General features: G+C 43.3%; 26 protein-coding genes. 21 read left to right on the forward strand and 5 right to left on the reverse strand.

Features of this window, described 5'->3' with window-relative positions:
- The first annotated feature begins 92 nt into the window (after window positions 1-92).
- Window positions 93-863, forward strand: a complete 771-nt coding sequence (locus B5Y67_RS11495; protein WP_088226579.1) for a pseudouridine synthase — start codon at window positions 93-95, stop codon at window positions 861-863.
- On the opposite strand, the gene B5Y67_RS11500 is transcribed toward B5Y67_RS11495, so the two are convergent.
- A complete protein-coding gene (locus tag B5Y67_RS11500; protein ID WP_088189530.1) occupies window positions 860-1,372 on the reverse strand; it encodes a hypothetical protein in 513 nt (170 codons plus the stop codon). The genes B5Y67_RS11495 and B5Y67_RS11500 overlap by 4 nt on opposite strands.
- Window positions 1,373-1,537: 165 nt before the next feature.
- Here B5Y67_RS11500 and B5Y67_RS11505 point away from each other — a divergent pair, with 165 nt between their 5' ends.
- The 6 genes from B5Y67_RS11505 to B5Y67_RS11530 all read left to right on the forward strand — a co-directional run bounded on the left by B5Y67_RS11505 (window position 1,538) and on the right by B5Y67_RS11530 (window position 9,280).
- Entirely contained in the window at window positions 1,538-2,002 is a 465-nt protein-coding gene (locus B5Y67_RS11505; protein WP_088226580.1) for a hypothetical protein, read from the forward strand.
- Window positions 2,003-2,591: 589 nt separating this feature from the next.
- The gene (locus tag B5Y67_RS11510; RefSeq protein WP_088226581.1) at window positions 2,592-4,241 is read left to right on the forward strand and encodes a lactate permease LctP family transporter; all 1,650 of its coding nucleotides are present in this window, start codon (window positions 2,592-2,594) and stop codon (window positions 4,239-4,241) included.
- A 252-nt stretch (window positions 4,242-4,493) separates the two neighbouring features.
- Entirely contained in the window at window positions 4,494-5,882 is a 1,389-nt protein-coding gene (locus B5Y67_RS11515) for an FAD-linked oxidase C-terminal domain-containing protein (protein ID WP_088226582.1), read from the forward strand.
- Window positions 5,883-5,884: 2 nt separating this feature from the next.
- Window positions 5,885-7,180 carry a (Fe-S)-binding protein gene (locus B5Y67_RS11520; RefSeq protein ID WP_088226583.1) on the forward strand — a complete coding sequence of 432 codons (1,296 nt, stop codon included), beginning with the start codon at window positions 5,885-5,887 and terminating at the stop codon, window positions 7,178-7,180.
- Window positions 7,181-7,389: 209 nt separating this feature from the next.
- Window positions 7,390-8,109 carry a FadR/GntR family transcriptional regulator gene (locus B5Y67_RS11525; protein WP_088226584.1) on the forward strand — a complete coding sequence of 240 codons (720 nt, stop codon included), beginning with the start codon at window positions 7,390-7,392 and terminating at the stop codon, window positions 8,107-8,109.
- Between the two features lie 106 nt (window positions 8,110-8,215).
- Window positions 8,216-9,280, forward strand: a complete 1,065-nt coding sequence (locus B5Y67_RS11530) for a 4Fe-4S binding protein (protein WP_088226585.1) — start codon at window positions 8,216-8,218, stop codon at window positions 9,278-9,280.
- Here the strand turns inward: B5Y67_RS11530 and B5Y67_RS11535 are convergent.
- Together B5Y67_RS11535 and B5Y67_RS11540 are read right to left on the reverse strand one after the other, a co-directional pair.
- Window positions 9,239-10,129 carry a phosphatase PAP2 family protein gene (locus B5Y67_RS11535; RefSeq protein ID WP_088226586.1) on the reverse strand — a complete coding sequence of 297 codons (891 nt, stop codon included), beginning with the start codon at window positions 10,127-10,129 and terminating at the stop codon, window positions 9,239-9,241. The two genes, B5Y67_RS11530 and B5Y67_RS11535, sit on opposite strands and share 42 nt — an antisense overlap.
- 15 nt (window positions 10,130-10,144) lie before the next feature.
- On the reverse strand, window positions 10,145-10,420 hold the full coding sequence (locus B5Y67_RS11540) for a hypothetical protein (protein ID WP_088226587.1): 276 nt from the start codon (window positions 10,418-10,420) through the stop codon (window positions 10,145-10,147).
- A 283-nt stretch (window positions 10,421-10,703) separates the two neighbouring features.
- On the opposite strand from B5Y67_RS11540, the gene B5Y67_RS11545 reads away from it, so the two are divergent.
- The 11 genes from B5Y67_RS11545 (at window position 10,704) to B5Y67_RS11595 (ending at window position 21,462) form a co-directional block, all read left to right on the forward strand.
- Complete coding sequence (locus tag B5Y67_RS11545) at window positions 10,704-11,963, forward strand: NAD(P)/FAD-dependent oxidoreductase (protein WP_088226588.1); 1,260 nt, start codon at window positions 10,704-10,706, stop codon at window positions 11,961-11,963.
- A 41-nt stretch (window positions 11,964-12,004) separates the two neighbouring features.
- Window positions 12,005-12,475, forward strand: a complete 471-nt coding sequence (locus B5Y67_RS11550) for a hypothetical protein (protein ID WP_088226589.1) — start codon at window positions 12,005-12,007, stop codon at window positions 12,473-12,475.
- A 120-nt stretch (window positions 12,476-12,595) separates the two neighbouring features.
- Entirely contained in the window at window positions 12,596-13,015 is a 420-nt protein-coding gene (locus B5Y67_RS11555; protein ID WP_170932673.1) for a HutP family protein, read from the forward strand.
- Window positions 13,016-13,028: 13 nt separating this feature from the next.
- A complete protein-coding gene (aroH, locus tag B5Y67_RS11560) occupies window positions 13,029-13,397 on the forward strand; it encodes a chorismate mutase (protein ID WP_088226591.1) in 369 nt (122 codons plus the stop codon).
- A gap of 432 nt (window positions 13,398-13,829) precedes the next feature.
- Window positions 13,830-14,861 (forward strand): 3-deoxy-7-phosphoheptulonate synthase, encoded by a 1,032-nt coding sequence (gene aroF, locus B5Y67_RS11565; RefSeq protein ID WP_088226592.1) that lies wholly within the window; start codon window positions 13,830-13,832, stop codon window positions 14,859-14,861.
- Window positions 14,855-15,748 (forward strand): prephenate dehydrogenase/arogenate dehydrogenase family protein, encoded by an 894-nt coding sequence (locus tag B5Y67_RS11570; protein ID WP_348982301.1) that lies wholly within the window; start codon window positions 14,855-14,857, stop codon window positions 15,746-15,748. Before aroF ends, B5Y67_RS11570 begins: the two co-directional genes overlap by 7 nt.
- A 204-nt stretch (window positions 15,749-15,952) precedes the next feature.
- Window positions 15,953-17,239, forward strand: a complete 1,287-nt coding sequence (gene aroA / locus B5Y67_RS11575; RefSeq protein WP_088226593.1) for a 3-phosphoshikimate 1-carboxyvinyltransferase — start codon at window positions 15,953-15,955, stop codon at window positions 17,237-17,239.
- A complete protein-coding gene (locus B5Y67_RS11580; RefSeq protein WP_088226594.1) occupies window positions 17,236-18,084 on the forward strand; it encodes an AzlC family ABC transporter permease in 849 nt (282 codons plus the stop codon). Before aroA ends, B5Y67_RS11580 begins: the two co-directional genes overlap by 4 nt.
- Before the next feature lie 295 nt (window positions 18,085-18,379).
- On the forward strand, window positions 18,380-19,714 hold the full coding sequence (locus B5Y67_RS11585) for a TrkH family potassium uptake protein (RefSeq protein WP_242975941.1): 1,335 nt from the start codon (window positions 18,380-18,382) through the stop codon (window positions 19,712-19,714).
- A gap of 11 nt (window positions 19,715-19,725) precedes the next feature.
- Window positions 19,726-20,373, forward strand: a complete 648-nt coding sequence (locus B5Y67_RS11590) for a TrkA family potassium uptake protein (RefSeq protein ID WP_088226595.1) — start codon at window positions 19,726-19,728, stop codon at window positions 20,371-20,373.
- A 69-nt stretch (window positions 20,374-20,442) separates the two neighbouring features.
- The gene (locus tag B5Y67_RS11595) at window positions 20,443-21,462 is read left to right on the forward strand and encodes a zinc dependent phospholipase C family protein (protein ID WP_088226596.1); all 1,020 of its coding nucleotides are present in this window, start codon (window positions 20,443-20,445) and stop codon (window positions 21,460-21,462) included.
- A gap of 148 nt (window positions 21,463-21,610) precedes the next feature.
- Here B5Y67_RS11595 and B5Y67_RS11600 read toward each other — a convergent pair whose 3' ends face one another.
- Window positions 21,611-21,814: a hypothetical protein gene (locus tag B5Y67_RS11600; protein ID WP_088226597.1), complete on the reverse strand. Its 204-nt coding sequence runs from the start codon at window positions 21,812-21,814 to the stop codon at window positions 21,611-21,613.
- A gap of 87 nt (window positions 21,815-21,901) precedes the next feature.
- On the opposite strand from B5Y67_RS11600, the gene B5Y67_RS11605 reads away from it, so the two are divergent.
- Window positions 21,902-22,555, forward strand: coding sequence for an HAD hydrolase-like protein (locus B5Y67_RS11605; RefSeq protein WP_088226598.1), 654 nt, complete (start codon window positions 21,902-21,904; stop codon window positions 22,553-22,555).
- Between the two features lie 5 nt (window positions 22,556-22,560).
- Here the strand turns inward: B5Y67_RS11605 and B5Y67_RS11610 are convergent, their stop codons facing one another.
- Window positions 22,561-22,827: a hypothetical protein gene (locus B5Y67_RS11610; RefSeq protein ID WP_088226599.1), complete on the reverse strand. Its 267-nt coding sequence runs from the start codon at window positions 22,825-22,827 to the stop codon at window positions 22,561-22,563.
- A gap of 77 nt (window positions 22,828-22,904) precedes the next feature.
- On the opposite strand from B5Y67_RS11610, the gene B5Y67_RS11615 reads away from it, so the two are divergent.
- Together B5Y67_RS11615 and B5Y67_RS11620 are read left to right on the forward strand one after the other, a co-directional pair.
- The gene (locus B5Y67_RS11615; protein ID WP_088226600.1) at window positions 22,905-23,633 is read left to right on the forward strand and encodes a type II CAAX endopeptidase family protein; all 729 of its coding nucleotides are present in this window, start codon (window positions 22,905-22,907) and stop codon (window positions 23,631-23,633) included.
- Window positions 23,634-23,817: 184 nt separating this feature from the next.
- Window positions 23,818-24,903 carry a hydrogenase small subunit gene (locus tag B5Y67_RS11620; RefSeq protein ID WP_242975942.1) on the forward strand — a complete coding sequence of 362 codons (1,086 nt, stop codon included), beginning with the start codon at window positions 23,818-23,820 and terminating at the stop codon, window positions 24,901-24,903.
- Window positions 24,904-24,911: the final 8 nt, after the last annotated feature.

Raw genomic sequence — 24,911 nt, forward strand, 5'->3', positions numbered from 1 at the left:
GAAGGACCCACCCCCACTTATAGAAGTGGGGGGCTTAAAAACCGGATAAAAGCCCATAAAGAGGATAATAGTGAAAAGGAATGAGAAGCTTCATGGAGGTTAAATACAAACATGAAAAAAGCCCAGAATCCGGCGTACGGCTGCAAAAAGTGTTGGCTCAAGCTGGAGTCGCCTCGCGCCGCCAAGTTGAAAAATTAATTCAAGAAGGACGAGTGAAAGTCAATGGTTTTACGGTCTCTGTTTTAGGAACTAAGGTCCGTGCCGAAGATGAGATTATAGTGGATGGGGTTCTCGTTAAAAAGGCTGAGGAACTGCATTATTATTTGCTTAATAAACCGGCAGGAGTAATTTCGAGCGCTCGAGATCCACGGGGAAGACCAACTGTTGTTGATTTAATGAAAAATGTCCCAGTTAGAGTGTATCCAGTGGGTCGGTTAGATTATGATACTTCAGGTTTGCTGATTATGACAAACGATGGAGAACTAGCCCATCGCTTAATGCATCCTTCTTACGGGGTAAATAAAACCTATAGGGTTTGGGTTAAAGGCCCGGTGGAACTGGAAGCTCTGGAACAGCTAAGAAAAGGGGTTGAACTTGAAGACGGCAAAACCGCTCCGGCTAAAGTTATCAGCAGGAGCGGTCATAAACAACATTTGCTTGAAGTCCTTGAAGTGACAATTCATGAAGGGAAAAATAGGCAGGTGCGGAGAATGTTTGAATCTGTCGGCTATCCCGTTGTTCAATTAGAGCGCATAGCTTATGGGCCTTTAACCCTGGATGGACAACGTTTTTCAGCAGGAAACTATCGATCTTTAACCATTGAGGAAGTAAAAAAGCTTCGCTTATTAGTTGGACGGTCTTAACCAATAGGATAAAGAGGATGATCTATGGAGGTATTCCATTTTTCAATGTCTTTTCCTCCAAAAGCTCCTAAAGCATTGGCGACTGAATTTTGTTTTTCATGATTGGTTGTAATAAGGACCAGCCAATGTCCGGTTCTGACTTCGTGCTCATAATGACGAGCCCGTTCCGCAGAAATACCATAGACTAAGAGGGCTTCTGTCAATCCACGTCCCTGGGGTTGATGCATCAACAGGTTGGCTATAGGTCCGGCTGCTGCCACCTCGCCAAGATTGGGAACGTTAAAAGGGGGAGCTTGAACAAGCCAAGCGTTAAATTTGTCAAGATTAATTTCGCTCGGATAGTAGGCCAGCTCATTAGCAATTTCTTCTTTGAATTCTCCTTGATGCAGATAATCGCTGAGAACAACAACAGAAATTTTACTATTGGCTAAGGATTCTCCTTGGATCTCTTCAATTGCTTCTTTTGTTTGTTGAGGGCCTTTAAATATTGCAACCACAGTTTTTCGCATATTCTAATCTCCTTTGACAGCATTTCCTTTTCCTTATAATAAGGTTAGTATGTCCACAAAGTGTGAGCATATAGCAAATTAGGCAGGAGAAAATAATCCCTATGGAGAATATTTTGCTTAAACGATAAAAAAATTGTAGGTTTATATAGAACGGAGAGATCAGAGATGAAAATACGGATCGGAGAGGAACTTTTAACGGAACATGTCCGTGTGAGGATTCGTTTGGATTTTCGTGGTGAAGCACACAGCGGACGTTTCTTTTTCGGAAGCAAAAGTAAAGAACAAGTAGCCGAAGCAACGAGGGAACAGCAGGTTGCTGTATTGCGAAATGTCCCACTTCAGGGAATTATGATAGAGGATGTTGATTTGAGTCTAGATGTCTACACAGTTACTGAAGGCTCGGGACGAAGAACCCAAGAGTCAGCATTTGCGCCTATTATTCTTACTCTTAGGGTAGAAAATCTCGATGATTTATTGCCTTTATTAATTAAACCGGAATTCCGTAAGATTGAATTTTTGAGTCCAGAAAGTATTTCTTTACATCGCCTGGACATGGAGCGCTTGCTATTCCGTTTAAGTCAATCTTTTCAACAGGAACTTAAGGCTATAGAACAAAAATATCTGCGCTAGAGATCATTAGATTTAACGTAACTTCGCAAATTATATAAAAATATAAAAAATTTAAAATAATTAAATAACTTACTAAATAATTTATTCACAAAGATCCTAACATATTGTAATTTTTTCAATATTATATTATTCTAAAAGGGAGGTGAGAGACAGTACATTTTTTCAATTCTACATATTGTTTGTGAAACGGAGTTTTGAATATTGAAATAGTTTTGAATAAAATATAACTAAATCTAGTTTAATATTCACGTTCAGCTCTGTAAATTAAACAATATAGTTAAATCTACTAAAAATAAGATATTTCTCTAAAGTAAAATTCGAATCATTTTTGTTTTTATTTTTTGTTCTAAAAATTCGGAATAGGGTCCCAAAATTATTAAAATTTGATAATAAGTGAAACAAAGAATTTAATAGCATATTGAAATTTTCATTCTTTAGAGGTAGTATATTAAGCAGGTTAATGGTCTGACAGTCAAACAATCAGCCATTTCCTATAATCTTAGAAGAGAAGGAGGGTGAACGGTAGTATAAGTTAATTCTAAATTGGAAACGCTCTAGACATAATTAAATGAAAGGTGGAATTAAACAAATGCCATGGACACAGAATTACGCTGCCCTTGGAAATAGCATTCCATTAACTGCGCTTGCTGTTTCTCTGCCTATTTTTTATCTGTTTTGGGCTCTTGCTATTAAACGAATGAAAGGGCATATTGCAGGTACTACTACGCTCTTATTTACGATTATTGATGTTATTCTCGTTTACAAAATGCCAGTTGGCCTTGCTATTTCAGCAAGTATACTCGGAGTAATCAATGGATGGTTCCCGATCGCCTGGATTATTGTAGCCGCGGTTTTTCTATATAACTTAACAGTTGAAGCAGGTCAATTCGATATTATTAAAAGTTCAATCGCCTCTTTATCGGATGACCGTCGACTTCAAGCCCTTCTGATTGCATTTTCCTTTGGTGCCTTCCTCGAGGGGGCTGCAGGATTTGGTACTCCAGTAGCTATTACCGCTTCCATCTTGGTGGGATTAGGTTTTGAACCACTTTATGCTGCAGGTATTTGCTTAGTTGCTAATACTGCTCCGGTAGCCTTCGGAGGAATCGGTTCTCCAATTATTGCTGCTGCTGCTTCTTCAGGAATTGATCAAAATATTATTGCAGCCGCAATCGGACGTCAATTACCATTTCTCTCCGTGTTTGTGCCTTTGTATCTGATCATTTTAATGGCCGGTTGGAAAGGTGCTAAAGAAGTTCTCCCTGGAATTGCCGTTTCCGGTATTACCTTTGCCGTTGCGCAATGGTGGTCCTCTAACTATCTCGGAGCTCTGCTTCCTGATATTATTGCCTCAATCTTCTCTCTAATTTGCACGGCTATTCTGCTGAAATTCTGGAAACCCAAGAATATTTGGCGCTTCCCGAACGAAAAGAACGTCAAAATCGAGCAACATCAAAAATATACCGGTGGTCAAATTTTAAAGGCTTGGTCTCCATTCATCGTTCTTACAGTAATGGTAGGAATCTGGGGCTCTAATCCTTTCAAAGATTTTGTTACCAAACAGCTTAAATGGTTTATCATGATTCCTCATTGGCCTGGTCTCGATGGCTTAGTTTATAAAGCTGCACCGATTGTTAATAAGCCTACCATATATGGCGCTAATTATAAGTGGGATTTCTTCCTGGCAACTGGAACAGTCATTTTATTCGCTTGTATCATCACCATGATCATTCTCAAAATCAGTCCTTCTCGAGCTAGTAAGGTTGCCGGATCCACTGTAAAGAGTCTCATCTATCCGATTATCACCATTGGTTCAGTACTTGGCTTCGCTTATATAGCTAACTATTCCGGACTTTCTTACACCCTTGGCTTATTCTTCTCCCTTACTGGACATGCGTTCCCATTCTTCGCTCCAATCTTAGGATGGCTCGGCGTATTCTTAACTGGATCCGATACATCGGCCAATGCTCTCTTCGGACAATTGCAGCGTGTTACTGCTACACAAGTGGGAATCAATCCTATCCTCACCGTTGCTGCCAACAGCTCTGGTGGTGTCGTAGGAAAAATGATCTCTCCGCAATCCATCGCTGTTGCTGCTGCAGCTACAGACTTAGTTGGCCGAGAGTCAGATCTCTTCCGCTTCACAATTAAGCATTCTGTGTTTATGTTGGTTCTTATCATGTGTATGACTTATATTCAAGCCTACTTCGTACCTGGCATGATGCCGATCTTACACTAAGGGTTAATCATTTAAAATGGAACGTGGGAAGGGGTAAATTAACCCTTTCCCACGTTTTCATGCCAGCGTAAAGTAAGTTGGCAAGTAAATTGTTAATTATATAAATTTGTCAATTCATTTATCTAAAATTCTCATATTGAAATTTCAATACAGTTAGATTATTATTATATATATCAAAGATATGAAGATTGCTTTTTTATTTTGCTTTTGTGTGGTCTGACAATCAGACATTAAAAAGGGGGAAACAAAATAATGTTAGCTCGTGAAGTTGTGGAAGAACTTATACAAGTGCTCGGTCGTGAAAATGTTCTTACAGAACAGGAAGATTTACTGACCTATGCCTACGATGCAACTGCGGCTTTGAAACATCAAAAGCCGGATGTTGTAGTTTCGCCCATATCTACCGAACAGGTCGCAGAGGTAGTGAAAATTGCCCAGCGTCATCAAGTCCCGATTTACCCTCGGGGATCAGGAACCAATCTTAGTGGGGGAACTGTTCCCATCCAGGGGGGCATTGTTCTTTCGATGCTCAACTTGAATAAGATTCTTGAATTTGATCAGGATAATTTAACTGCTACTGTTCAACCGGGTGTTATTATTCAGACCTTAAATGACGAAGCAGCCAAACATGGCCTGATTTATCCCCCTGATCCAGGAACCGTCACTACAGCTACTATGGGCGGGTCAGTATCTGAATGTTCCGGAGGATTACGAGGCCTTAAATACGGAGTTACCAAGCATTATATAATGGGGTTAACGATTGTTCTGGCCAATGGCAAGGTCATTCGCTGGGGCGGAAAAACTGTCAAGAATGTTACGGGTTATGATTTAGTGGCTCTTTTCACAGGTGCTGAGGGAACTTTGGGAATTATTACAGAAATGATCGTCAAATTGATCCCTGCTCCCGAGACTAGAAAAAGTGTTTTAGGTGTTTTTGATAACCTTGATAAGGCTGGCAATGCCATAGCAGCAATTATTCGCAATAAGATCATTCCAGCGACCCTGGAAATCATGGATAATGTGACCATTCAAACCGTTGAGCATTTCGTTCATGCCGGACTTCCTCTGAATGCTGAAGCCGTACTCTTATGTGAGGTGGATGGCTACAAAGAAGTTGTGGAACGCGAGTCCGTATTAGTAGAACGTATTTTGCAAGAAGAGGGTGCCGTCGAAGTTAAAGTGGCTAAAAACGATCAGGAACGTGATCTTCTCTGGCTTGCACGCCGCAGTGCCCTTCCTGCTTTGGCTCAAAAACGGCCGACGACAGTTCTTGAGGATGCCACTGTTCCGCGGAGTAAAATTCCCGATATGCTTAAAATAGTCCGTAAAATTGCTGACAAGTATAACCTTCAGATTGCAACGTTTGGGCACGCGGGAGATGGAAATCTGCACCCGACGATTTTAACAGATGTGCGTGATGAGGACGAAATGAAGCGAGTTCATCTCGCCGTCGACGAAATTTTCCATGGGGCTATTGCTCTGGGAGGTACCCTTTCGGGAGAGCACGGAATCGGAGTTGCCAAAATGGACTTCTTGAGTTTGGAATTTGGTGAAGCGGGAGTAGAAGCCTTGAAGGCGATCAAAGAAGCCTTGGATCCCAACTATATGTTGAACCCTGGCAAAATTGTAAGGAGGGATTAATCGTGTCCGTATATGATTCTTTGGATTCGATTAACGAGGAACTCCATAAATGTATGAAATGTGGCAACTGTCAGGCCGTTTGCCCAATTTATAAGGAAACGCGCCAAGAAGTTGGAGTTGCACGAGGGAAAATAAGCCTGGCAGAATTTATTCTCTCAGGCGAGGCAGAAATGACAGAAGGCATGGCTGAGCGTTTTTCTCTTTGTACCACATGCATGGCTTGTAACCAAAATTGTCCATGTGGAGTTCGTTTTGATAAAATTATTTTGGCGGCTAGAGCAGAAGCGGTTCGTAAAAAGGGTCTGCATCCTGTTAAAAAGATCGCCTTTACAGCCCTGAAGATGCAGCGTCTTTTTGATTTTGGTATGAAAACAGGCAGCGTTTTTCAAGGGGTCGCTTTAAAGCATTTACCTCACAAAAGTGACCGCCTTGCCCGAATGCGTTTTGACATAGGCATTGGAACAGAAAAAGTATTTCCGATGCTCGCTAAACGTCCTTTACGCTCTGAGCTGCCTGAAGTTGTCAAGGTTAAAAATCCTAAAATGAGGGTTGCTTTCTTTACAGGATGTATGATCAACTATTTTTACACGGATATCGGTAAAGCTGTCGTTGAAGTTTTGACAGAAAATGACATTGAAGTTGTTATTCCTCGAGGACAAGGTTGTTGTGGGATACCAGCATCAGTAAATGGAGACACTGTGTCAGCCCGTGCACTTGCACGACGAAACTTACGAGCCTTTGAACGATTGGGTGCAGATGCTTTAGTTGTTGCTTGTTCTTCAGGAGGAACAGCTTGGAAACATGTGTTTATGGAGCTTTTGGAGAATGACCCGGAATTCAGCACTCTGGCCAAGAAGTGGTCGGAAAAATCCTATGATATTTCGGAGTTTCTGATCCACAAAGTACCCTTTAAGAAAGAAGGCCTGGGTCGCGTTGACCGTAAGGTGACATATCACGATCCCTGCCATTTAAATCGTGGACAAGGTATTAATAAAGAACCTCGAGAGATTCTCAAAAGTATCCCCGGAGTGGAATTGATAGAAATGAAAGAGCCTGGTCGTTGCTGCGGTATGGCTGGATCGTTTAGTTTGGTTCACCCGGATCTTTCAGTTAAGATTTCGGATCGCAAAATTGCCGATATTTCTCAAACTCAAACGAATACTGTAGCTACCGGTTGCCCTGCTTGTCGCTTACAGCTGCAGAGCGGTGTCGAAAATGCGGGTATTCAGGAACAAGTTATGCATACGGTTCAAATCCTGGCCGAATCCTATCGTGCCGGTAAAAAAGGATCGAAGTAATTCTAACCTCAAACTAAAACTATAGGATGTTATTTAGAGGACGGTAAACTAAATGGAAACACTAATCAACTAGTGTTTCCTCTTTTATTATAGAAAATATTGGATTTTCCCCAATACTCATGCTAAACTAAAAAGTATGATAGAATATTCATATAGAATTGTGAATTCTTAGCTATTGGAGGAGAAAGTGTTAACAAGGAGTGAATAGGGTGATTTTAAAACCCATAAAAACCCAAAAAATTTATGAACAGATTGTAGATCAAATCAGTCAACTTGTCATCGATGGCCATCTGAAACCCGGAGACCGTTTACCATCGGAACGTGAGTTGGTTGAACGTTTTAAAGTTAGTCGATCCTCCATCCGTGAAGCAGTAAGTGCCCTGGAACTAATGGGACTTATCGAGGTTCGTTCCGGAGAAGGAATGTATATCAGACAGGTTAACGTTGATTCGGTAGTAGCTCCTTTAGCCTGGATGCTGTTCATTGAAAAAGATTCTGATTTAGAACTCTATGAGGCTCGAAAGGTTCTTGAGGTGCAAGCTGCCGGATTAGCAGCGGAGAGAGCAGAAGAGGATGAGATCGCCGAGATGCACAAATATCTGGAACTTATGCGAACTGATCTTCAATTAGAACGAACCGGAGAAGAAGCCGATCACCATTTTCATTATTCCATCGCTAAAGCTACCCACAATAAGATCTTGATTCGTCTTATGAACACGATTTCAGATACCATGCGCATAACTTTGAAAACCAGTCGTGATATACTTGCATCTGATAAAAAAAAGCCACAGAGATTGTATGACGAACATTTTGCCATTTACGAAGCGATACGATTGCACGATATTGAACAAGCTCAAAAATTGATGCTGGATCACTTAGTTGGTGTGGAGAATGAATTGGCAAAAGATTTGCTTCGTAAGTACAAATAACAGAGGCGGAAACACTAGATGATGTGTTTCCCGCCTCTTTTACTTCAAAGCGTTTAGAACAGACTGTTGTTTGGAATGAAAAAGTATAGAACAGTGAGGTCTAAATATGACTTGCCAAGTAGTTTATCACAACGGAAATTGTCTTAATACTAAAAAAGCTTATACGAATACCTGCCGATTATGTATTGAGGTATGCCCCTACCAGGCTATTTCTGAATACCGACAGCTTGATGCCCAGAAATGTTCCGAATGTGGAGCCTGTATGGCCGTTTGTCCAAGTGATGGTTTTGTTGATACTCAGATTGATAAGCTCTACGAATATCTTGAAGAGACCGATGAAATCCGTTTGAATTGTCCAAAGGCTCTTCCCGGAGGTTTTGAGATTCCTTGTTTAGGTATGTTTGATATAGATGGCTGGGTGACCTTAATTCTTTGGGCGAAGAAAAAACCTGTAACTCTGGTTACAGGAGTATGTTCAGCTTGCGAGGATCGTTCTGCCTGTACTGTCAGCGTCCAAGCCTTTAAGCAAGTGCATTCGTCCTGGCCGGATCATGCGCCGGTTCATATCCAAGTACGACCGGACGATGGCAGAGACTCTAAGGGTATAGAAGCTCCTAAATCGTTTAAACGGAGTTTTTCCTTGGATAATTGGCGCCAAAAAAGCATGAAACAGGTTGAACATTGGTTACCGAACTTAACGGCCGATCAGACCTATCCAATTCCTAAGAGCCGACAGGGTTTGCTGCAGGCTCTGGAAAAAGACGAAGATGAAAAGATACCATTTAGAGTTTTGTCAGTTTCCAGGTTGTGTACGAATTGCGGAGTTTGCGCCTCGATTTGTCCCCAGGGTGCTCTGCAAAAAACAGAGGAATGGGATCCTGACCCGGCGGCCAAGGAGTCACCTCTGGAAGATAAAATATTATCCCAGCGGCTTATCCTTGAGCCTCAGAAATGCGTCCATTGTAATCGTTGTCTGGATGTCTGCCGCATTGAGGCTTTGTCTTATTCTACTAAAATGCTAAATTATCGGTTTTTAACGGGTAAGGTACTGATTCATGAAGGCAGCCCTTTGTATTGCAAACAGTGTGGAAAACGTATTTTTGACAATACGGAGTTATGTCTGGTCTGTTCAACGAGTGATCCCAAGGGACGAAGTTCTTTCTTCCTTTAAAGGGGTTTCCCATTTAAAATACCGAAAGAGACAGGGAGCCCCAAAGGACGTCCATAAGCCGCCGACGGAAAGGACGGGAAGATAGATCCAAGGATAAATGCGGGTAAGCGAATGCCAGAGCCAGACCCAGAGTCCTAAAACGCAAAGGCCAAGGAGAGTTTTGAAGATTGAGGGGACCAGGAGGGTACGTTCACGGTAGTCCAGATAAACATCCTCTAAAAAATGTCCGCAGGTGAAACCGGTAACAAAACCAATCATTTGCAGTCCCTGCTGGGTATGATACAGCAAGAGAAACAACAAGGGGACTAAGAAGGAAAAGAAGAGTTTTAAACCAAGGGACATTTGAAGTTTTAACAAGCGCTCATCGATCTTTTGAAACCCGAAAACCACCATACCCCCCAGCAAATAGCCCCCTAAGACATCTTGAGGCCAGTGCACGCCAAGATAAAGGCGGGAAAAGCCAATTCCAAGGATCATAAAGGCGCTAATTCCCAGCCAGATCTTACGGGATCGCCAACGGTTCCAAATATAGGGGTAAAAGGTAGCCGCTCCTTGACTATGTCCGCTTGGGAAAGAACTGCCTGCTGCCGAAGAAAGATAGAGAGAGCGAATACCGGGTTGCCCAATGGGACGAGGGGCATTAAATATATCCTTGAAAAATCCGTTTAAAGCCATAGACGTCAAGAATAGGATAGCCAGTCTAAAACCAAAACGCTTATCAATATTCCAATAAATGACGGTCATTAGAAAAATATAACTTGGCTCACTGCCTAAAAAGCTAAGCAGAATAAAGAAATAATCAATCAGCGGATTATGAATGGATTGAATCGCTTGATAAAAGCTTACCATACCTTGTGCCCCTGCTTACACATGGTGACCGCCGCATCCGCAATCGCAATGGGCACCGTGTTGGTGGGGCTTTTTCATGGGTTCGCGCAAAAGCTGTTCTGTAAGATGAGTTGCATGGTTAATGGGTTGCTGCTGAATTTCAAAGGCTAAGTTTATTGCCTCGGTAATGTCTGCCTTATTGATACCCATTTCTAAAGCTTCCATAATCGCTACACGAAGTGAAGCAAGGGCATTACAGGCTACTGAAGCGGAAATTCGGGCTAAAATAGCGGTGCGGTTGTCAAGACTCATGAAACATTCCTCCTAAAATATTTAGTTCTGTTCAATTTTTATGGCTACTCAGTGAAGCGCAAAAGGTTTTCCTGAATTGTTTATAAAGAAGACCTTTTATGTAAATAGTTTAAGTAGGGATAATTTTAGCACAGTCAGGTTTTAAGGGCAAAACTCGGACCTTGAATGACTTTTAATTAGGTAGGGAAGAAAAACGTACTTACTAATAAAGTATATGTTAAATCAAATAAACGGATCAAGAGATACAGATAATCTAATGATAAGTGAATGAAAGGAAATTAGGATGAAGGACTATCAGGTAATTGTTGTTGGCGGAGGCGCTGCCGGCATGATGGCAGCCGGTCAAGCCGCGAAAAGCGGTGCAAAGGTTCTTTTGCTTGAGAAAAAAGAACGCTTAGGCAGAAAAATTGCCATTTCGGGTAAAGGACGTTGTAATATCACCAATGAAGAAAATGTCTCGGATTTTATTCGTAACTATCCGGGCAACGGGCGGTTTTTGCATGGGATTCTCCGGGACTTCGATAATGTAGCCGTACGACATTTTCTTGCGCACTATGGAGTTGAGACTAAAGTTGAACGCGGAGGGCGTGTTTTCCCTGTTTCTGATGATGCAGAAAGTGTCAACAAGGCTTTTGCTGCGTATTTGACTGAAATGGGAGTTACGATTCTTACCGGGATTACGATCGAGGATATTCTGGTTGAGAATGACCGTGTTATCGGTGTCCAAGGAATAGGTCAAAAGCGGTTTTTAGCCCGGGCTGTGCTTGTCTGTACAGGAGGAGCATCCTATCCGGCAACGGGATCAACAGGTGATGGCTTTCGATTTGCCCGTAAGCTGGGGCATCATGTGATTACCCCGCGACCGGCTTTAGTCCCACTCAGAACGGCTGAGACCTGGGTCAAGGAATTGCAAGGGCTGTCTCTAAGGAATGTTGAAGCTTCTTTGTGGATCGGCGGAAAGAAAAAAGTTACAGAGTTTGGGGAAATGCTCTTCACTCATTTCGGAGTATCCGGCCCCATTATCCTAACCCTAAGCCGGCAAGCAGGCGAAGAAAGACGTAAGGGAGAGACTGTTCAGCTGCGAATTAATTTGAAACCGGCTTTGACCAGGGAACAACTTGATCTGCGCCTTCAGAGGGATTTTCAAAAGTATAGCAATAAACAATTTAAAAATGCACTTGAAGACCTTCTGCCCCAAAGCTTGATCCCGGTGATGATTCAGTTAAGCGGAATTAATCCTGAACGAGTTGTCCATCAAATCAATCGTGAAGATCGAAAAACGTTGCTTACTTTACTGCAAGAGCTCACTCTCACCATAACCGATACCCTCTCTCTTGAGACCGCAATTGTCACTGCCGGCGGGGTTGATGTTAAAGAAATTAATCCTAAAACCATGGCTTCCAAACGAATTGAGGGGCTGTACTGGGCAGGAGAAGTGGTTGATGTTGATGGAATAACCGGAGGTTATAATTTGCAGGCTGCTTTCGCCATGGGTTTTCGCGCCGGACGTGCAGCTGGTGAAGAAGTCTGTTCTCTGGTCTGATAGAGATACTTGGCGCATAAACTTTTTCTGAGGTGGTGTTTGTGCGTAGAAAAGTTTCAATGATGGAACAGCTTTGGAGCAGTGTTCAAAATGGAGAACGGCGAATTATCCGGGTCATGGTTTTAGTCTCCGTAATGCTTGTTGTTATGCAGTTAAGTGTTGCTCGTGATCCCCTGCAATTCTACATATCTGTCGCCTCGAAAGTAGAGTCTCCTCCTTTGGATTTGCCTTCTCTTGCTGCCAATGAGTCGACAAAATTATGGCAATTAACCTTAACGCCGATCCCTGAAGCACCCATCCGCGTCTTGCAAAATGGCAAAGAAATAGCAACTCTGATGAAGGGAGAACAGAAGGTGCTTGCTCAAAGGGGCCAAATTCAACTGGATGGCACGGGCTTATCCCAGATAATACGAGTTCAGATTATCAAGAACGATGGCGGATTAAAAGAGCCGCACCAGACGCAAGTGATTGTCTTACCAGGATCTGTTCAGACCTTCCAGGTTAGCCCATAATATTGCAAATCCTGAACCGGTGGACTATAATGCAATCATCAGACGATGGAACTTGCCTTGAAGAGAAGGAGGGCAGAATGGTAGGAGTTATTAAGGACATGATAGGAAAGGAAGGACGGAATGATGGCACAAAGTAAGAAAATTGCCCTTGCCGCTTTAAAAATGGCCATGACAGAGAGCAGAGACGAGGAAACTCACCTCAAGGAACACTATCAGAGACAGGGTGTTAAAACTGCTGCTGTTGATTATGGCGGCGAGTATATTAATTCAGTACGCAAGATTGTAGAACGAGCTATCGTAGCGGCTAAACGCGAAGGGGCTATTCACGAAACCCATGGAGACGAAGGTGCCGTAGCAGGTGCCACACGTGAGGCCTTAAGCCAAATTATGAATAAAGCTATGGGTTTAAATATTGGTGGTAAAATCGGAATCGCACGTCAAGACGACCATTTGAGTGTTGCTGTCTTCTTTGGCATCGGGCTTCTTCATTTAGACGAAGTAGCGGTAGGGTTGGGGCATCGCGTTGCTCCTAAGGATTAAAGGAGGAACAGATATGGTACGTGGAATACGCGGTGCAACCACCGTTATGAACAACGATGCAGGAGAGATTCGAGAGGCAACAAAGGAGCTCTTGCAGATGATTCTTAAAGAAAATAAGCTGAGCACTGAAGATCTAGTTAGTGCAATTTTTACCGTGACGTCAGACTTAAATGCGGATTTTCCAGCATCCAGCGCCAGGGAGATCGGCTGGCAGCTAGTTCCTTTACTTTGTGCCACGGAAATACCAGTGCCTGGTTCTCTGTCCCACTGCATTCGGGTCTTGCTTCATGTCAATACATCCTGTACGCAAAAGGAAATTCGGCATATTTTTCTCAGAGAAGCTGCAAGTTTACGCAAGGATCTTTTGGAAACGATTGAATAATCTGATTTTTCATAGGGGGTTGTAGGGACAGCCTCTTATGTGGTAAGATAATTTCAATTTATTACCCTAGCGGTGAATGAATTGGCTTTGTTAGGCAAAGCTTAAGTAGGATGGTATTTTTTTAATGGGGAATCCTTAGAGGACAAATAAAGGATCGTAGGATAGTAGGATGGGCGCAGTTATAATCGGAGTAAAGCACCCTCTTCATTTGGGGTGTTTTTTTGTAACTATCATCAGCCTCCCATGCCGCTATGCGATATATTTTTTAAGCATAAGTGCAGCAGCTTGCAGCTGCCTGTGTCAGAGGAGGTAGGATAAGAACTTTTCCGAGAGATTGCGAACATTTTAGGTTGAAAACAATGGTTAAGCAGGATGGTAGTGAGTGAATAAACCAAGTAAAAAAGTAGTATGGTTGAAAGGGGTAGGTCTGAAATGATTATTGTTTTGAAAAAAGGTGCCACACCTGAGCAGGTCGAAGAAGTATCCACAAGATTGACGGAAGAGGGCTTTAAAATCCATCTTTCTGAAGGAGTCGAGAAGACAATAATGGGTGCGGTTGGAGATCGCACTCGACTTAAGGCCCTTGATTTAGAAGCTTTGCCTTGGGTCGAGAAAGTAGTGCCTATTTTAGCGCCCTATAAATTGGTCAGCCGCGAGTTTCATCCCACAGATAGTATTATCCGCATTGGTGACCATGAAATTGGTGGCCGTCAGGTTCATATGATGGCTGGCCCCTGTGCCGTTGAAAGCAGAGAGCAGATCATAGAAACGGCTCATGCTGTTCGCGCAGCAGGGGCAACCTTTTTGCGCGGCGGAGCGTTCAAGCCGCGAACATCTCCATACTCCTTCCAGGGGTTGGAAGAAGAAGGGCTGCGCTATTTAGCAGATGCCCGGGAAGAAACAGGACTTCTGGTCGTGACGGAGGTTATCGATGCCCGAGACGTTTCTTTGATCGCCCATTACTCCGATATTCTGCAAATTGGTGCCCGGAATATGCAAAATTTCAACCTGCTTAAAGAAGTTGCCAAATGCGGAAAACCTGTTCTATTGAAGCGAGGCCCTTCAGCTACCTTAGAAGAGTGGATGATGGCGGCAGAGTATATTATGGATGGCGGCAATTACCAAGTCATGTTCTGTGAGCGCGGAATTCGCACCTTTGAAACGTATACTCGTAATACTCTTGATTTGACGATGGTCCCGGCACTGCATTCCCTGTCTCACTTACCGGTTATCGTTGACCCCAGCCATGGAACAGGGCGCTGGCAATTGGTTCATCCAATGGCAAAAGCAGCCTTGGCCGCCGGTGCTGATGGCCTGATCGTTGAAGTTCACCCTCAGCCGGAGAAGGCAGTATCTGATGGGAAGCAGTCGTTAACCCCGGAAACGTTTAAACTGATGATGGATGATCTCATCGGATTAAGCAAAGCCCTTGGCCGTTCCCTAGGGGATGTGAGCTTGTGTTGAAACCTGCCGCGGTCATGTTGACACCAGGATGGTCAGGCCTTCGGATTCCGAAGGCCTGCATCTTTGGTTTAGGACTAATCGGCGGTTCCTGGGCCGGTGCGTTACACCAGCTCGGCTGGCAGGTTGTTGCCGTTGATCCTGAAACGTCAAGTATTATTGAAGCGATTCGACGAGGCTGGATCCAAGAAGGCTGGGCAGAAGTACCAGAGCATCTGGATGTTGATCTTGTTGTTTTAGCCCTTCCGCTTAAAGAATTAGTTAGAGGCTTTAATCACTTCGCCCTAAAACTTCCTCAAGGAGCCATTGTCACAGATGTGGGGAGTATTAAGTCTGAGGTTTGTCATAAATATCAAGAAGGTTTAAGGGGATCTGACGTTTATTATGTCGGTGGTCATCCTATGACGGGCTCTGAACAGTCCGGGTTTGAAGCGGCCAATCAAGATCTTTTCCGCGGCTATCCTTACGTTTTAACTCCTTCAGCAGATTGCCCGGCAATCGTTGTGGACAAAATCGTTCAACTTGTTCAGGGATTTGGGGCTAGGGTAGAATTCAGAGAGCCTTTGGATCACGACCGTGAAGTTGCTATGGTGAGTCATATTCCTCATATTTTAGCAGTTACACTGTCTTTAGCGGCTAAAGATGCTTCCCCTGACGGTGAGTCGTTGTTATCTTTAGCAGGACGGAGTTTTCGGGATATTACACGTGTAGCAGACAGCTCCCCTGAGATGTGGAAGGAAATCATGGTTAGAAATTCCGAGACAATTCTTGAGGGCCTAACCCTTTGGGAAAAGAGGCTTAAAGAATTCCGGGAATATCTAGAGCAAGGAGATGGGGAGAAAATAGCTGACGTCTTTCGAATTGCCCACACGATTCGAGCAGCTCTTTGATTCAAGTGAACTCGTTCAGCTAAAGCTGAACATCAACAAATTCTATCGCGCTGAAGGGATGGACACTACCCCCACCGAAGTAAGGTATGGGAACCACTCTCCTTGTAGAAGTGGGAGTCTTACGATTGGATAGGTATAATTATAATTCTTGACGTTAACGTAATAATATTTCTGCGATATGCTACAGTGGAAAGGGGAATTCCAATGGGAGGCGTTTTTGTTAAGCCGATCACCGGCGTTAAGGGAGAAATTCGAGTCCCCGGAGATAAATCCATCTCTCATCGGGCAGCGCTTTTAGGCGGAATGGCCTTGGGGGAAACTCATGTTACGAATTTTTTACTGGGTCAAGATTGTTTAAGCACCCTAAGATGTTTAAGAGAACTAGGGGTAGACTGGGAAAGACAAGGAACTGAAGTTTGGCTTCATGGTCAAGGTATGGACGAGTGGCGAGAACCAACAACTATTTTGGATGCGGGTAATTCTGGGACGACGTTCAGGCTCATGTTGGGCGTGTTGGCAGGGAGTCCCTTTTCTATTACCTTGACAGGTGACGATTCTCTGCGCTCACGCCCTATGCGGCGTGTTACAGAGCCTCTAAAGCAAATGGGCGCCCGTATTTTGGGACGAAGTGACGGTAATTTGGCACCAATAACGATGCAAGGCGGTCAACTGCAGGGGCAGTCATTTCAGACCGAGGTTGCTTCGGCCCAGGTCAAATCTGCTCTGCTTTTAGCAGGATTAAGAGCAAAGGGAGAGACGAGTGTACAAGAGCCCTCTCGATCACGGGATCATACCGAACGAATGCTCAGGGGCTTTGGAGTGGAAGTTCACAGCGCCGGTAACCTGGTGAAACTTCAGGGCGGCGGAAGGTTAACGGGCCAGGAGGTTTCCGTTCCGGGAGATATATCCTCCGCAGCCTTTTTTCTTGTTTTAGGAAGTTTGGCTGAAAAGGGTGAGCTCCTTCTGCCGGAAGTCGGAATAAACCCAACTCGCACCGGAATTATCGATGCCTTAAAAGCTATGGGAGCAGACATTGAACTTTTGGAGAGTTCAGAAATATGTGGTGAACCAAGAGCGACCTTACGAGTTCGGCCAGCACATTTGAAAGGAATTGAGCTTGGAGGAGATCTGATTCCACGCCTGATTGATGAAATTCCGATTTTAGCCTTGGCCGCAAGTCTGGCGGAAGGAGAGACAGTCATTCGGGATGCATCCGAATTAAGGGTCAAAGAAACTGACCGTATAGCACGAGTTGCGGAAGGCTTGAATGCTTTAGGCGCCAAGATAGAGGAATTGCCTGACGGAATGAGAATCCATGGCCAAAGAACGCTGCGAGGCGGAGAAGTGAGCAGTTTTGGCGATCATCGCTTAGCTATGGCTTGGGCTGTAGCCGGCATGCTTTCTCAAGGAGGAGTCAGCGTGGACAACATGACTGCGGCAGATGTCTCATTCCCTGATTTTTTAGAAGTTATTAAGAAGGTTATTCTATGAATTCTGTGCCGATACAGGATAGCGATCAAGGGTTTGCCTTTGGCTTGCGTCAGTCTTTGAGTATTGCCATTGGCTATGCCCCTGTAGCCGTGACGTTTGGGATTTTGGCAACACAGTTTGGAATTAGTGTTTGGGAAGCAGGACTGATGTCCTGTTTCGTATTTGCCGGTGCTTCGCAGTTTATTGCTATTGAAATGCTCCACCAAGGTGCTACCGCCTGGATGATAGGTCTTACCACTTTGATTGTAAATATTCGTCACGTGCTTATGAGTCTGTCGGTTGTGCATTTTTTCCCGGAAAGATCTTTAACCTGGTCGTTGGGGCTGGCACAGGGTTTAACGGATGAGACCTTTGTCCTGAATTCCAGAATTCTCAAGGAAGTGGCAGGAGAAGAACAGCGCCGGAGAATTATGTTGGGAATCAATTCCGGTGCTTATGCCTCCTGGGTTATCTTTACGATTTTGGGCGGACTAATCGGTAAGTGGCTGCCGGTTCAGTTCTCGGGGTTTCAATTTGCTCTTTTAGCACTTTTTATTATCTTGACGGCTTCTTCATTGTCTCGTAAGAACCTGATGACTTATATTCTTGCCGGAACCTTAGCAGTTATTTTCAAGCTGCTCCTTCCAGGGAAAATTTACCTCATTTTAAGTGTTGCTCTGGCAGCTTTGGTTATTCCAGAGTTGGTTACTCCCGGAGGATCAACGATTGTACTTAATAATCCCTATTTATGGGCAGGAATTTTTACATTTCTATTTGCCCGTAGAGTGCCTAATCTTTTTCTTGGAATTCTTTTTGGTATGGTCGTCTATTGGGGATGCGATAAATTATTGCTTGTTTTCCATTAGTCTGCTTATGAAAGTGTCTCTCGGAGCAGCAGTAAACTCGATTGGTTTAAGTTTGCCGCTGCTCTTTATATTTTTAAAATTATGGATTTAATGGATTATAATAACATTTCAATATAAATTTTTGTAATAATGAAATGATAGAGAGCTACTTTGACGCAATTGTTTAAAAAATCAAGTGTTTATATCAAGGATTATTTGCGTTATGATAAATATCAATGGGATTTTATACATAAAATCCTCAGGTTCCGTCGCTTAACTACTAAATTTAAGGCATTTAAGTCATGAGAGAAATGGGGTGAAGATACTGGGTAAGCTAATGACCCCATCTCGGGTATTAGTATTGGGCTTTGCCACAGTCATTTTATGCGGCGCACTGCTGCTTACCTTACCGATTGCGAATACTAATGGAGATGGGCTGTCGTTCATCAATGCAGTTTTCACAGCGACTTCGGCAGTGTGTGTCACAGGATTAGTCGTTGTGGATACGGCAAAGACCTTTACGCATTTTGGGCAGCTAGTTATTCTCATGCTGATCCAGATCGGCGGGTTGGGCTTCATGACCTTTGCCACTATGTTTGCCTTAATCTTAAAGCGCAGAATTACGTTCAGGGAACGCTTACTCTTGCAAGAGGCCTTTAACCAGGTATCTGTAGAAGGCATTGTGCGTTTGGCGAAATCAGTTATTCAATTTTCATTTATCATTGAAGCAGTTGGAGCTCTTATTTTAGCTCTGCGCTGGTCTTTTGACTTTGGTTGGAAACAAGCTTTATATTTCGGGGTCTTTCATTCAATTTCGGCTTTTAACAACGCCGGAATTGATCTTATGGGTGATTTTACCAGTTTTACAACCTATGTTAATGATCCAATTATCAATCTCACCATTATGGCCTTAATCATATTAGGGGGGGTGGGCTTTTTCGTTTTAGTCGATCTGCAAACGCCCTCCCATAAGTTCAAATTACATACTAAAATCGTCTTGGAAGTTTCGGGTATTCTTATATTAGTTGGAGCCGTGATTATCTTCGTGCTGGAATTCACGAACCCTGAGACTCTGGGACCTCTTCCTCTGGGAAGTAAAATTTTAGCCTCATTCTTCCAATCAGTTTCTCCTAGAACTGCTGGTTTTAATACTATCAATCTTGCCGGTATGCATCACACAACGTTACTGTCCATCATTGTCCTAATGTTTATTGGTGCTTCACCGGGGTCAACAGGAGGTGGAATTAAAACAACAACCTTTGTTGCAATTATGGTTTCTATTTTGGCTACTTATCGTAATGAACCCCAAGTCGTTTTAAAAAGACGATCACTGCCGGCGGATGTTATACAAAAAGCCTGGGCTATTACCACTTCAGCTTCATTATTAATATTTGTCATGATCTCAATTCTTTCGCTGACAGAACATGCCGATATACTCACCTTACTTTTTGAAGTAACCTCAGCTTTTGGGACAGTAGGGTTGTCCTTAGGGATTACTCCAAATCTTTCCGAAATTGGTAAAGCTGCCATTATTTTAACGATGTTTATAGGCAGAGTTGGCCCGTTAACATTAGCATTCGTTCTTTCTCAAAAACGTAATAAAGGGATCTGTCATATTAAATATCCCGATGAACGAATTATGATAGGCTAGGGGGAGAAGATGTGCGTAAACAATTTGTAGTTATCGGTTTAGGCCGATTTGGAAGAAGTGTGGCTCAAACTCTCAGCGAATTAGGTCACGATGTGTTAGCTATTGACAGGAATGAGCATGCGGTCCAACTTATTATGCATAATGTTACTCATGCGGTTCAGGCAGATGCTCGTGAAGAGGAAACTCTTCGTGCCTTGGGTGTGCGAAATTTTGATGTGGCGGTCGTTGCCATAGGGGATGATCTTGAAGCGAATATCCTGATTACGCTGATGTTGAAAGAGATGGGAATCATTGTTGTAGCAAAGGCACAATCGACGCAGCACGGCAAAGTTTTAGAAAGAATCGGCGCAGATAAAGTGATTTATCCAGAAAGGGACATGGGAGTACGACTGGCGCATAATCTAGTAGCAACAAACGTTTTGGATTTTATTGAGTTATCTCCGGATTATAGTATATTTGAAACTAAGGCGTCAGCCAGTTTTGTCAATAAAACCCTGGGGGAATTGGATCTTCGAAAAAATTATGGAATCACCGTTATGGCCATTAAAAAGAAAGAAGATCAGATTGTAGTTGCGCCGGGGGCAAAAGCTGTTATTGAGGATAAAGATATTTTGGTCTTTGTGGGTAATAAAAAGTCCTTGACTAAATTACCAAACTAGTTACGATCTTACGATTTTTCCTGGAATGTGGTTTCAAAATCCCTGGCAGGCTGGAGAGGAGGGAGGATTGTGCCGAAAGAATTGACACATTGGCACATTGCCAGTGCTGCTTTGCAGAAAGGTGTCCCAGGACAGCTGGGAGAGATGATTCTTCGTGATTCGGCCCTTTTTTATCTGGGAGCTATTGCTCATGATATTGCCTTTTACGATTTATCACAGCCTCCTGAAGCTCGCATCGAAGGTATAGGAAACCAACTCCACGGGGTAAATGGAGAGAATACCTTGTTTCCGTTGATTGAACTTACGAAAACGGCACTTGTTCAAGATAAGAAGCAGTCACTGCTGGTCTTCCTCCTGGGAATGCTGACTCATCTTATTGCAGACAGCACCTTCCACCCAATGGTCTATTATATGAGCGGCAATTACTTTGCAGAGAGTGCTGAGGAGCGGGGAAAGGCAGTATTCCGACATCGTCTTTTCGAGACGGCTATTGATCTTTGGCTGGAAACTGTTGATCCTCTTGAGTACCCCTCAGATTTAATTCATCTTTGGCGCGAAGCTGGGACAGCTGGACAAGAAGCTCTGCAATTGCTGATCGATTATTACGCCGGTAAAAGTGACAAAAGCCTTGAAAAGCATTTTATGACGGCTTGGCGCAATCATCGCTTCCTTCAGACATTCTTTCGCTGGTCTACACCTCGAAGAATCTTGGCTCTCTACCGGCGGTTAGGGCATCCTACGGTTGAACAACAGGAGGCTTTATTTTATCCTCAGCGTTTTAATTTAGGCTTTTTGGATTCCCGCCTACATTGGCAGCACCCGGTAACGGGAGAAACTTTTGAGATGACTATGAAGCAGCTTTTTGCTGAAACAGTGGAAAAGGTTGTTGCCCTGTTTCATCATTTAGGTTCAGAATCAATGGAAAAATGGCCTGATCTTTTGCGGATCTATCCCCCCTTGTCTCTCGACAGCGGTTTAGCCTATGTACCGGTGAAGAAGATGACATATTTTCGCCAGGACCCTATTGAAGATCACTTGCGTCGGGAACGAAGAGGATTTGTTTCGTTTTGGAATAATAAAAATAGATAAAACTCCGAGAAGACTCGGAGTTTTTGATTTCGGCTGGTAAATTAGTGTTAAGTTAGGTATAGTAAAAGTCATGGGTTATAGTCACTTGCTTGATAGTTAAAGTATATTAAGGATATGTGACGGGCTTAAGGTATAGCTTCATTGCTGACTAACTTTGATAGTTATTCTCTGTCTGGGAATCGTTCATCATTCCCATCTCGTTATTGTCGTCATCTGAATCTGAGTAACCGCTTCCTCGTGAAACGATGGTGTAGCCATATTGTTCGGATTTGCGGCCTAACATAAAGGCTGCAATAAGGCTCAGGATAAAGAGTAATCCATGAGAATGGTAGTGTTGTTTTTGCCAGAACATAGTTTATCCCCCTTTCTTACGTTTTAGATTAGCCATTTTGGAGAATTTCATCCGGGTAATATAAGGAAAAAACGAGGAGGTCCAGTTGTGCGTTTTGATAATTTGCTTTGGGATCTTGACGGGACGTTGACAGACCCTAAACCAGGAATAACTCGCTCTGTACAGTATGCCCTGCAAAAACTTGGTTTTGCCTATCCCCATGAGGACGAGTTAGAGTGGGTTATTGGGCCGCCTTTAAAAGCTAGTTTTAAAGTTCTTCTTCAGTCAGACAACGAAGACTTAATAACTAAGGCTGTCACCTTCTATCGCGAGCGTTTCCAAGAGATTGGAATGTATGAAAATATGGTCTACCCCGGTATTCCTGAACTGCTGGACTTATTAAAGGAAAAAGGCTGTCAGCATTTTTTGGCCACTTCAAAACCGAAGGTCTTTGCGGAAAAAATTCTGCAGCATTTTTCTTTGAACGATAGTTTTTCTGAAATTATGGGCAGCGAATTGAGTGGAAGATTTGTGGAGAAGGACGATTTGATCCGTGAAGTCTTAAAAAGTGTTTCTCCCCAATCCCGGTCTAAAACGGTAATGATCGGTGACCGTCTCTATGATGTTCAAGGCGCCAGAGCGAACAATATTAAGGTTATATCTGTGGGCTATGGTTACGGGACTTTTGAAGAATTGGAAACTGCAGCTCCGGACTATTTTGTTTCCAGTGTCCAAGACTTGAAGCAGCTTCTTCAAGGTTAGATCATTTAATCCGCTACCTTTTCAACGTCTGTCGGATGGTTTATAGGGTATCGTACTGCTGCATCAAGATAAACATAGTTTTCATCCTTATCTTGGCGAACCATGCCTACGATGCCATGATCATCGATTGTTTTAAGGTGCTGCTGAACAAAGTGCTGGTAAGCGCGTTCGTCCCAGGGATCTAAAAAATCAGTTACGGTATTTAAATAGCGTTCTACGGGAATTTTAAAATGGCGATGGTAAACTTGTAGTGTCGTTTCATTGGAATGCATTTCTATTCCTCCCTTAAGTGTTAGTCTGAGATATTTGCCATTAAACTATGTGTAAAACCATAAAAGGGAGAGTGTATATGGACGAAGGACTTAAATATCACGAATACTCAGAGCTCTTAGAACCTCCTGCACGAAAACGCACCTTAAACTGGGTCGACTTACTGGCAGTTATGATTGGAATTGCCGTGATCTATATTATTCTGGCTTTGGGAACTGTCTGGTTGATGAAATGGTGGCCCAATGAACGGGTATTGATGTACTTAAATGCTTTTCTAACCCAGTTTTCATTTGTTCTTTTGATTTGGCTGGTTAAAAAGCTTCGACATTGGAAATGGTCCGACTTTGGCTGGCGGCCGGTTTTTCTGCGGAAAGCCCTGCCTAACATTTTGAGAATTTATGGGATTACCTGGCTTTTCAATATTGCCTATGCTATTTTCTTATATAAACAAGGAATGTCCCCGCCAACGACAGATGTCTATACTAAGCTTCTGGGACAATCTTCGGGAGCTGCCTTAGTTTTAAATTTACTTCTGGCGGGTGTTTTAGCACCTTTAGTGGAAGAAACCATGTTCCGGGGACTTATTTTTGGAAGCCTTAGAACTTATTGCGGTAAATGGACAGCTGCCGTAATTAGTGCGGCAATCTTTTCGGGACTCCATTTTCAGGCTTACGGTTTCATCCCGCGCTTTATTCTTGGGATCGCTTTAGTTTATCTTTACGATAAATACAAATCTCTTTATCCTAATGTTGCGCTGCACTCCTTAAACAATATTATTGCAACCTTAATTGCCGCTAAATTTGTCTAACCAGGCTGTAAGAGTTTATTCATTAAATAAAGGCGCTCTCACTCCACTATATACTAGTGAAGCGAGAACGCCTTTATTATTTTTTGTAATAGTTTTCCTTTGGAATAATTTTCATTTTATGACAAACACTAAAGAACGTAAAAAATCCGGGACTGCTATGCTTAGACTGAGGGAGGGAGACTATTTGTCGAAATCTGAAACCTATTACCAATGGGCTCGCCGCAAAGGAGTATCCAGGAGAGACTTCTTTAAATTCTGTACTTTTATGGGAGCGATGCTGGGTTTAGAGGCCACAGAGTTTCCAAAAATCGTTTCGGCTTTACAGTCGAAACCTCGCTTGCCAGTTATTTATCTAAACTTGCAGGAATGTACCTGTTGTGGAGAATCGTTTTTGCGTTCATCGCATCCATTAGTCTCCGATTTAATTTTTAATATGATTTCACTTGACTATATGGAAGTCCTCCAGGCTGCCGCCGGAAAACAAGCGGAAGACGTACGTTTAAAAACGATGAAGGATCATCCTGGCGGTTATATTTTGGTTGTTGAAGGGAGCGCAACTTTAGGGAATGGAGGAGTCTATTGCACTATTGGAGGTGTATCTTCAACGGATATTCTCAAGCAAACCGCTGAGGGAGCAGCTGCCGTGATTGCCTATGGGTCATGTGCCACAAACGCTTGCGTTCAAGGGGCTCATCCTAACCCTACAGAAGCAGTACCAATACGGCGAGTTATAAAAAACAAGCCGGTTATTGACGTTCCCGGTTGTCCTCCCATTGCCGAAGTAATTACGGGAACCATCGTACACTATCTTACTTACGGCGAAATTCCGGAGCTGACCAATCAAGGACGGCCTAAGGCATTCTACGAGCATCGCGTCCACGACAATTGTGTTCGCCGAGCTTTTTTCGATGCGGGCCAGTTTGTTGAGTCTTTTGATGATGCCGGAGCGAAACAAGGGTGGTGTCTCTATAAAATGGGCTGTAAAGGTCCGACGACCTATAATGCCTGTGCCATCACTGAATGGAATGATGGGGTAAGCTATCCGATTAAATCGGGGCATCCTTGTATAGGATGTTCGGAAAACAACTTTTTTGATAATACTCCCTTCTATACTCATCTGGCCAAAATACCGAACAACGCCCTTGGTAAGGATGTCGATCAGGTAGGGATGGATGTGATCGGTGTCGCCGGTCTTGCAGTGGTAGCCCATGCCGGAATGACAGCAGTTGTAAAACACGGCGAAAAAAAGGCTAAAGAAGGTAAAGATTAAAAATTTCA

Origin of the sequence: Desulfosporosinus sp. FKB (genome assembly GCF_002196705.1) — a bacterium.
GTDB lineage: Bacteria > Bacillota > Desulfitobacteriia > Desulfitobacteriales > Desulfitobacteriaceae > Desulfosporosinus.

Excerpts from the sequence above, each read along its gene's own strand:
- B5Y67_RS11555 (WP_170932673.1), top strand. The coding sequence starts at position 12,596 with ATGATGGCACAAAGTAAGAAAATTGCCCTTGCCGCTTTAAAAATGGCC.
- B5Y67_RS11515 (WP_088226582.1), top strand. The coding sequence starts at position 4,494 with ATGTTAGCTCGTGAAGTTGTGGAAGAACTTATACAAGTGCTCGGTCGT.
- B5Y67_RS11495 (WP_088226579.1), top strand. The coding sequence starts at position 93 with ATGGAGGTTAAATACAAACATGAAAAAAGCCCAGAATCCGGCGTACGG.
- B5Y67_RS11540 (WP_088226587.1), bottom strand. The coding sequence starts at position 10,420 with ATGAGTCTTGACAACCGCACCGCTATTTTAGCCCGAATTTCCGCTTCA.
- B5Y67_RS11505 (WP_088226580.1), top strand. The coding sequence starts at position 1,538 with ATGAAAATACGGATCGGAGAGGAACTTTTAACGGAACATGTCCGTGTG.
- B5Y67_RS11500 (WP_088189530.1), bottom strand. The coding sequence starts at position 1,372 with ATGCGAAAAACTGTGGTTGCAATATTTAAAGGCCCTCAACAAACAAAA.
- B5Y67_RS11580 (WP_088226594.1), top strand. The coding sequence starts at position 17,236 with ATGAATTCTGTGCCGATACAGGATAGCGATCAAGGGTTTGCCTTTGGC.
- aroA (WP_088226593.1), top strand. The coding sequence starts at position 15,953 with ATGGGAGGCGTTTTTGTTAAGCCGATCACCGGCGTTAAGGGAGAAATT.
- B5Y67_RS11530 (WP_088226585.1), top strand. The coding sequence starts at position 8,216 with ATGACTTGCCAAGTAGTTTATCACAACGGAAATTGTCTTAATACTAAA.
- B5Y67_RS11545 (WP_088226588.1), top strand. The coding sequence starts at position 10,704 with ATGAAGGACTATCAGGTAATTGTTGTTGGCGGAGGCGCTGCCGGCATG.
- aroF (WP_088226592.1), top strand. The coding sequence starts at position 13,830 with ATGATTATTGTTTTGAAAAAAGGTGCCACACCTGAGCAGGTCGAAGAA.
- B5Y67_RS11510 (WP_088226581.1), top strand. The coding sequence starts at position 2,592 with ATGCCATGGACACAGAATTACGCTGCCCTTGGAAATAGCATTCCATTA.
- B5Y67_RS11600 (WP_088226597.1), bottom strand. The coding sequence starts at position 21,814 with ATGTTCTGGCAAAAACAACACTACCATTCTCATGGATTACTCTTTATC.
- B5Y67_RS11615 (WP_088226600.1), top strand. The coding sequence starts at position 22,905 with ATGGACGAAGGACTTAAATATCACGAATACTCAGAGCTCTTAGAACCT.
- aroH (WP_088226591.1), top strand. The coding sequence starts at position 13,029 with ATGGTACGTGGAATACGCGGTGCAACCACCGTTATGAACAACGATGCA.
- B5Y67_RS11610 (WP_088226599.1), bottom strand. The coding sequence starts at position 22,827 with ATGCATTCCAATGAAACGACACTACAAGTTTACCATCGCCATTTTAAA.
- B5Y67_RS11535 (WP_088226586.1), bottom strand. The coding sequence starts at position 10,129 with ATGGTAAGCTTTTATCAAGCGATTCAATCCATTCATAATCCGCTGATT.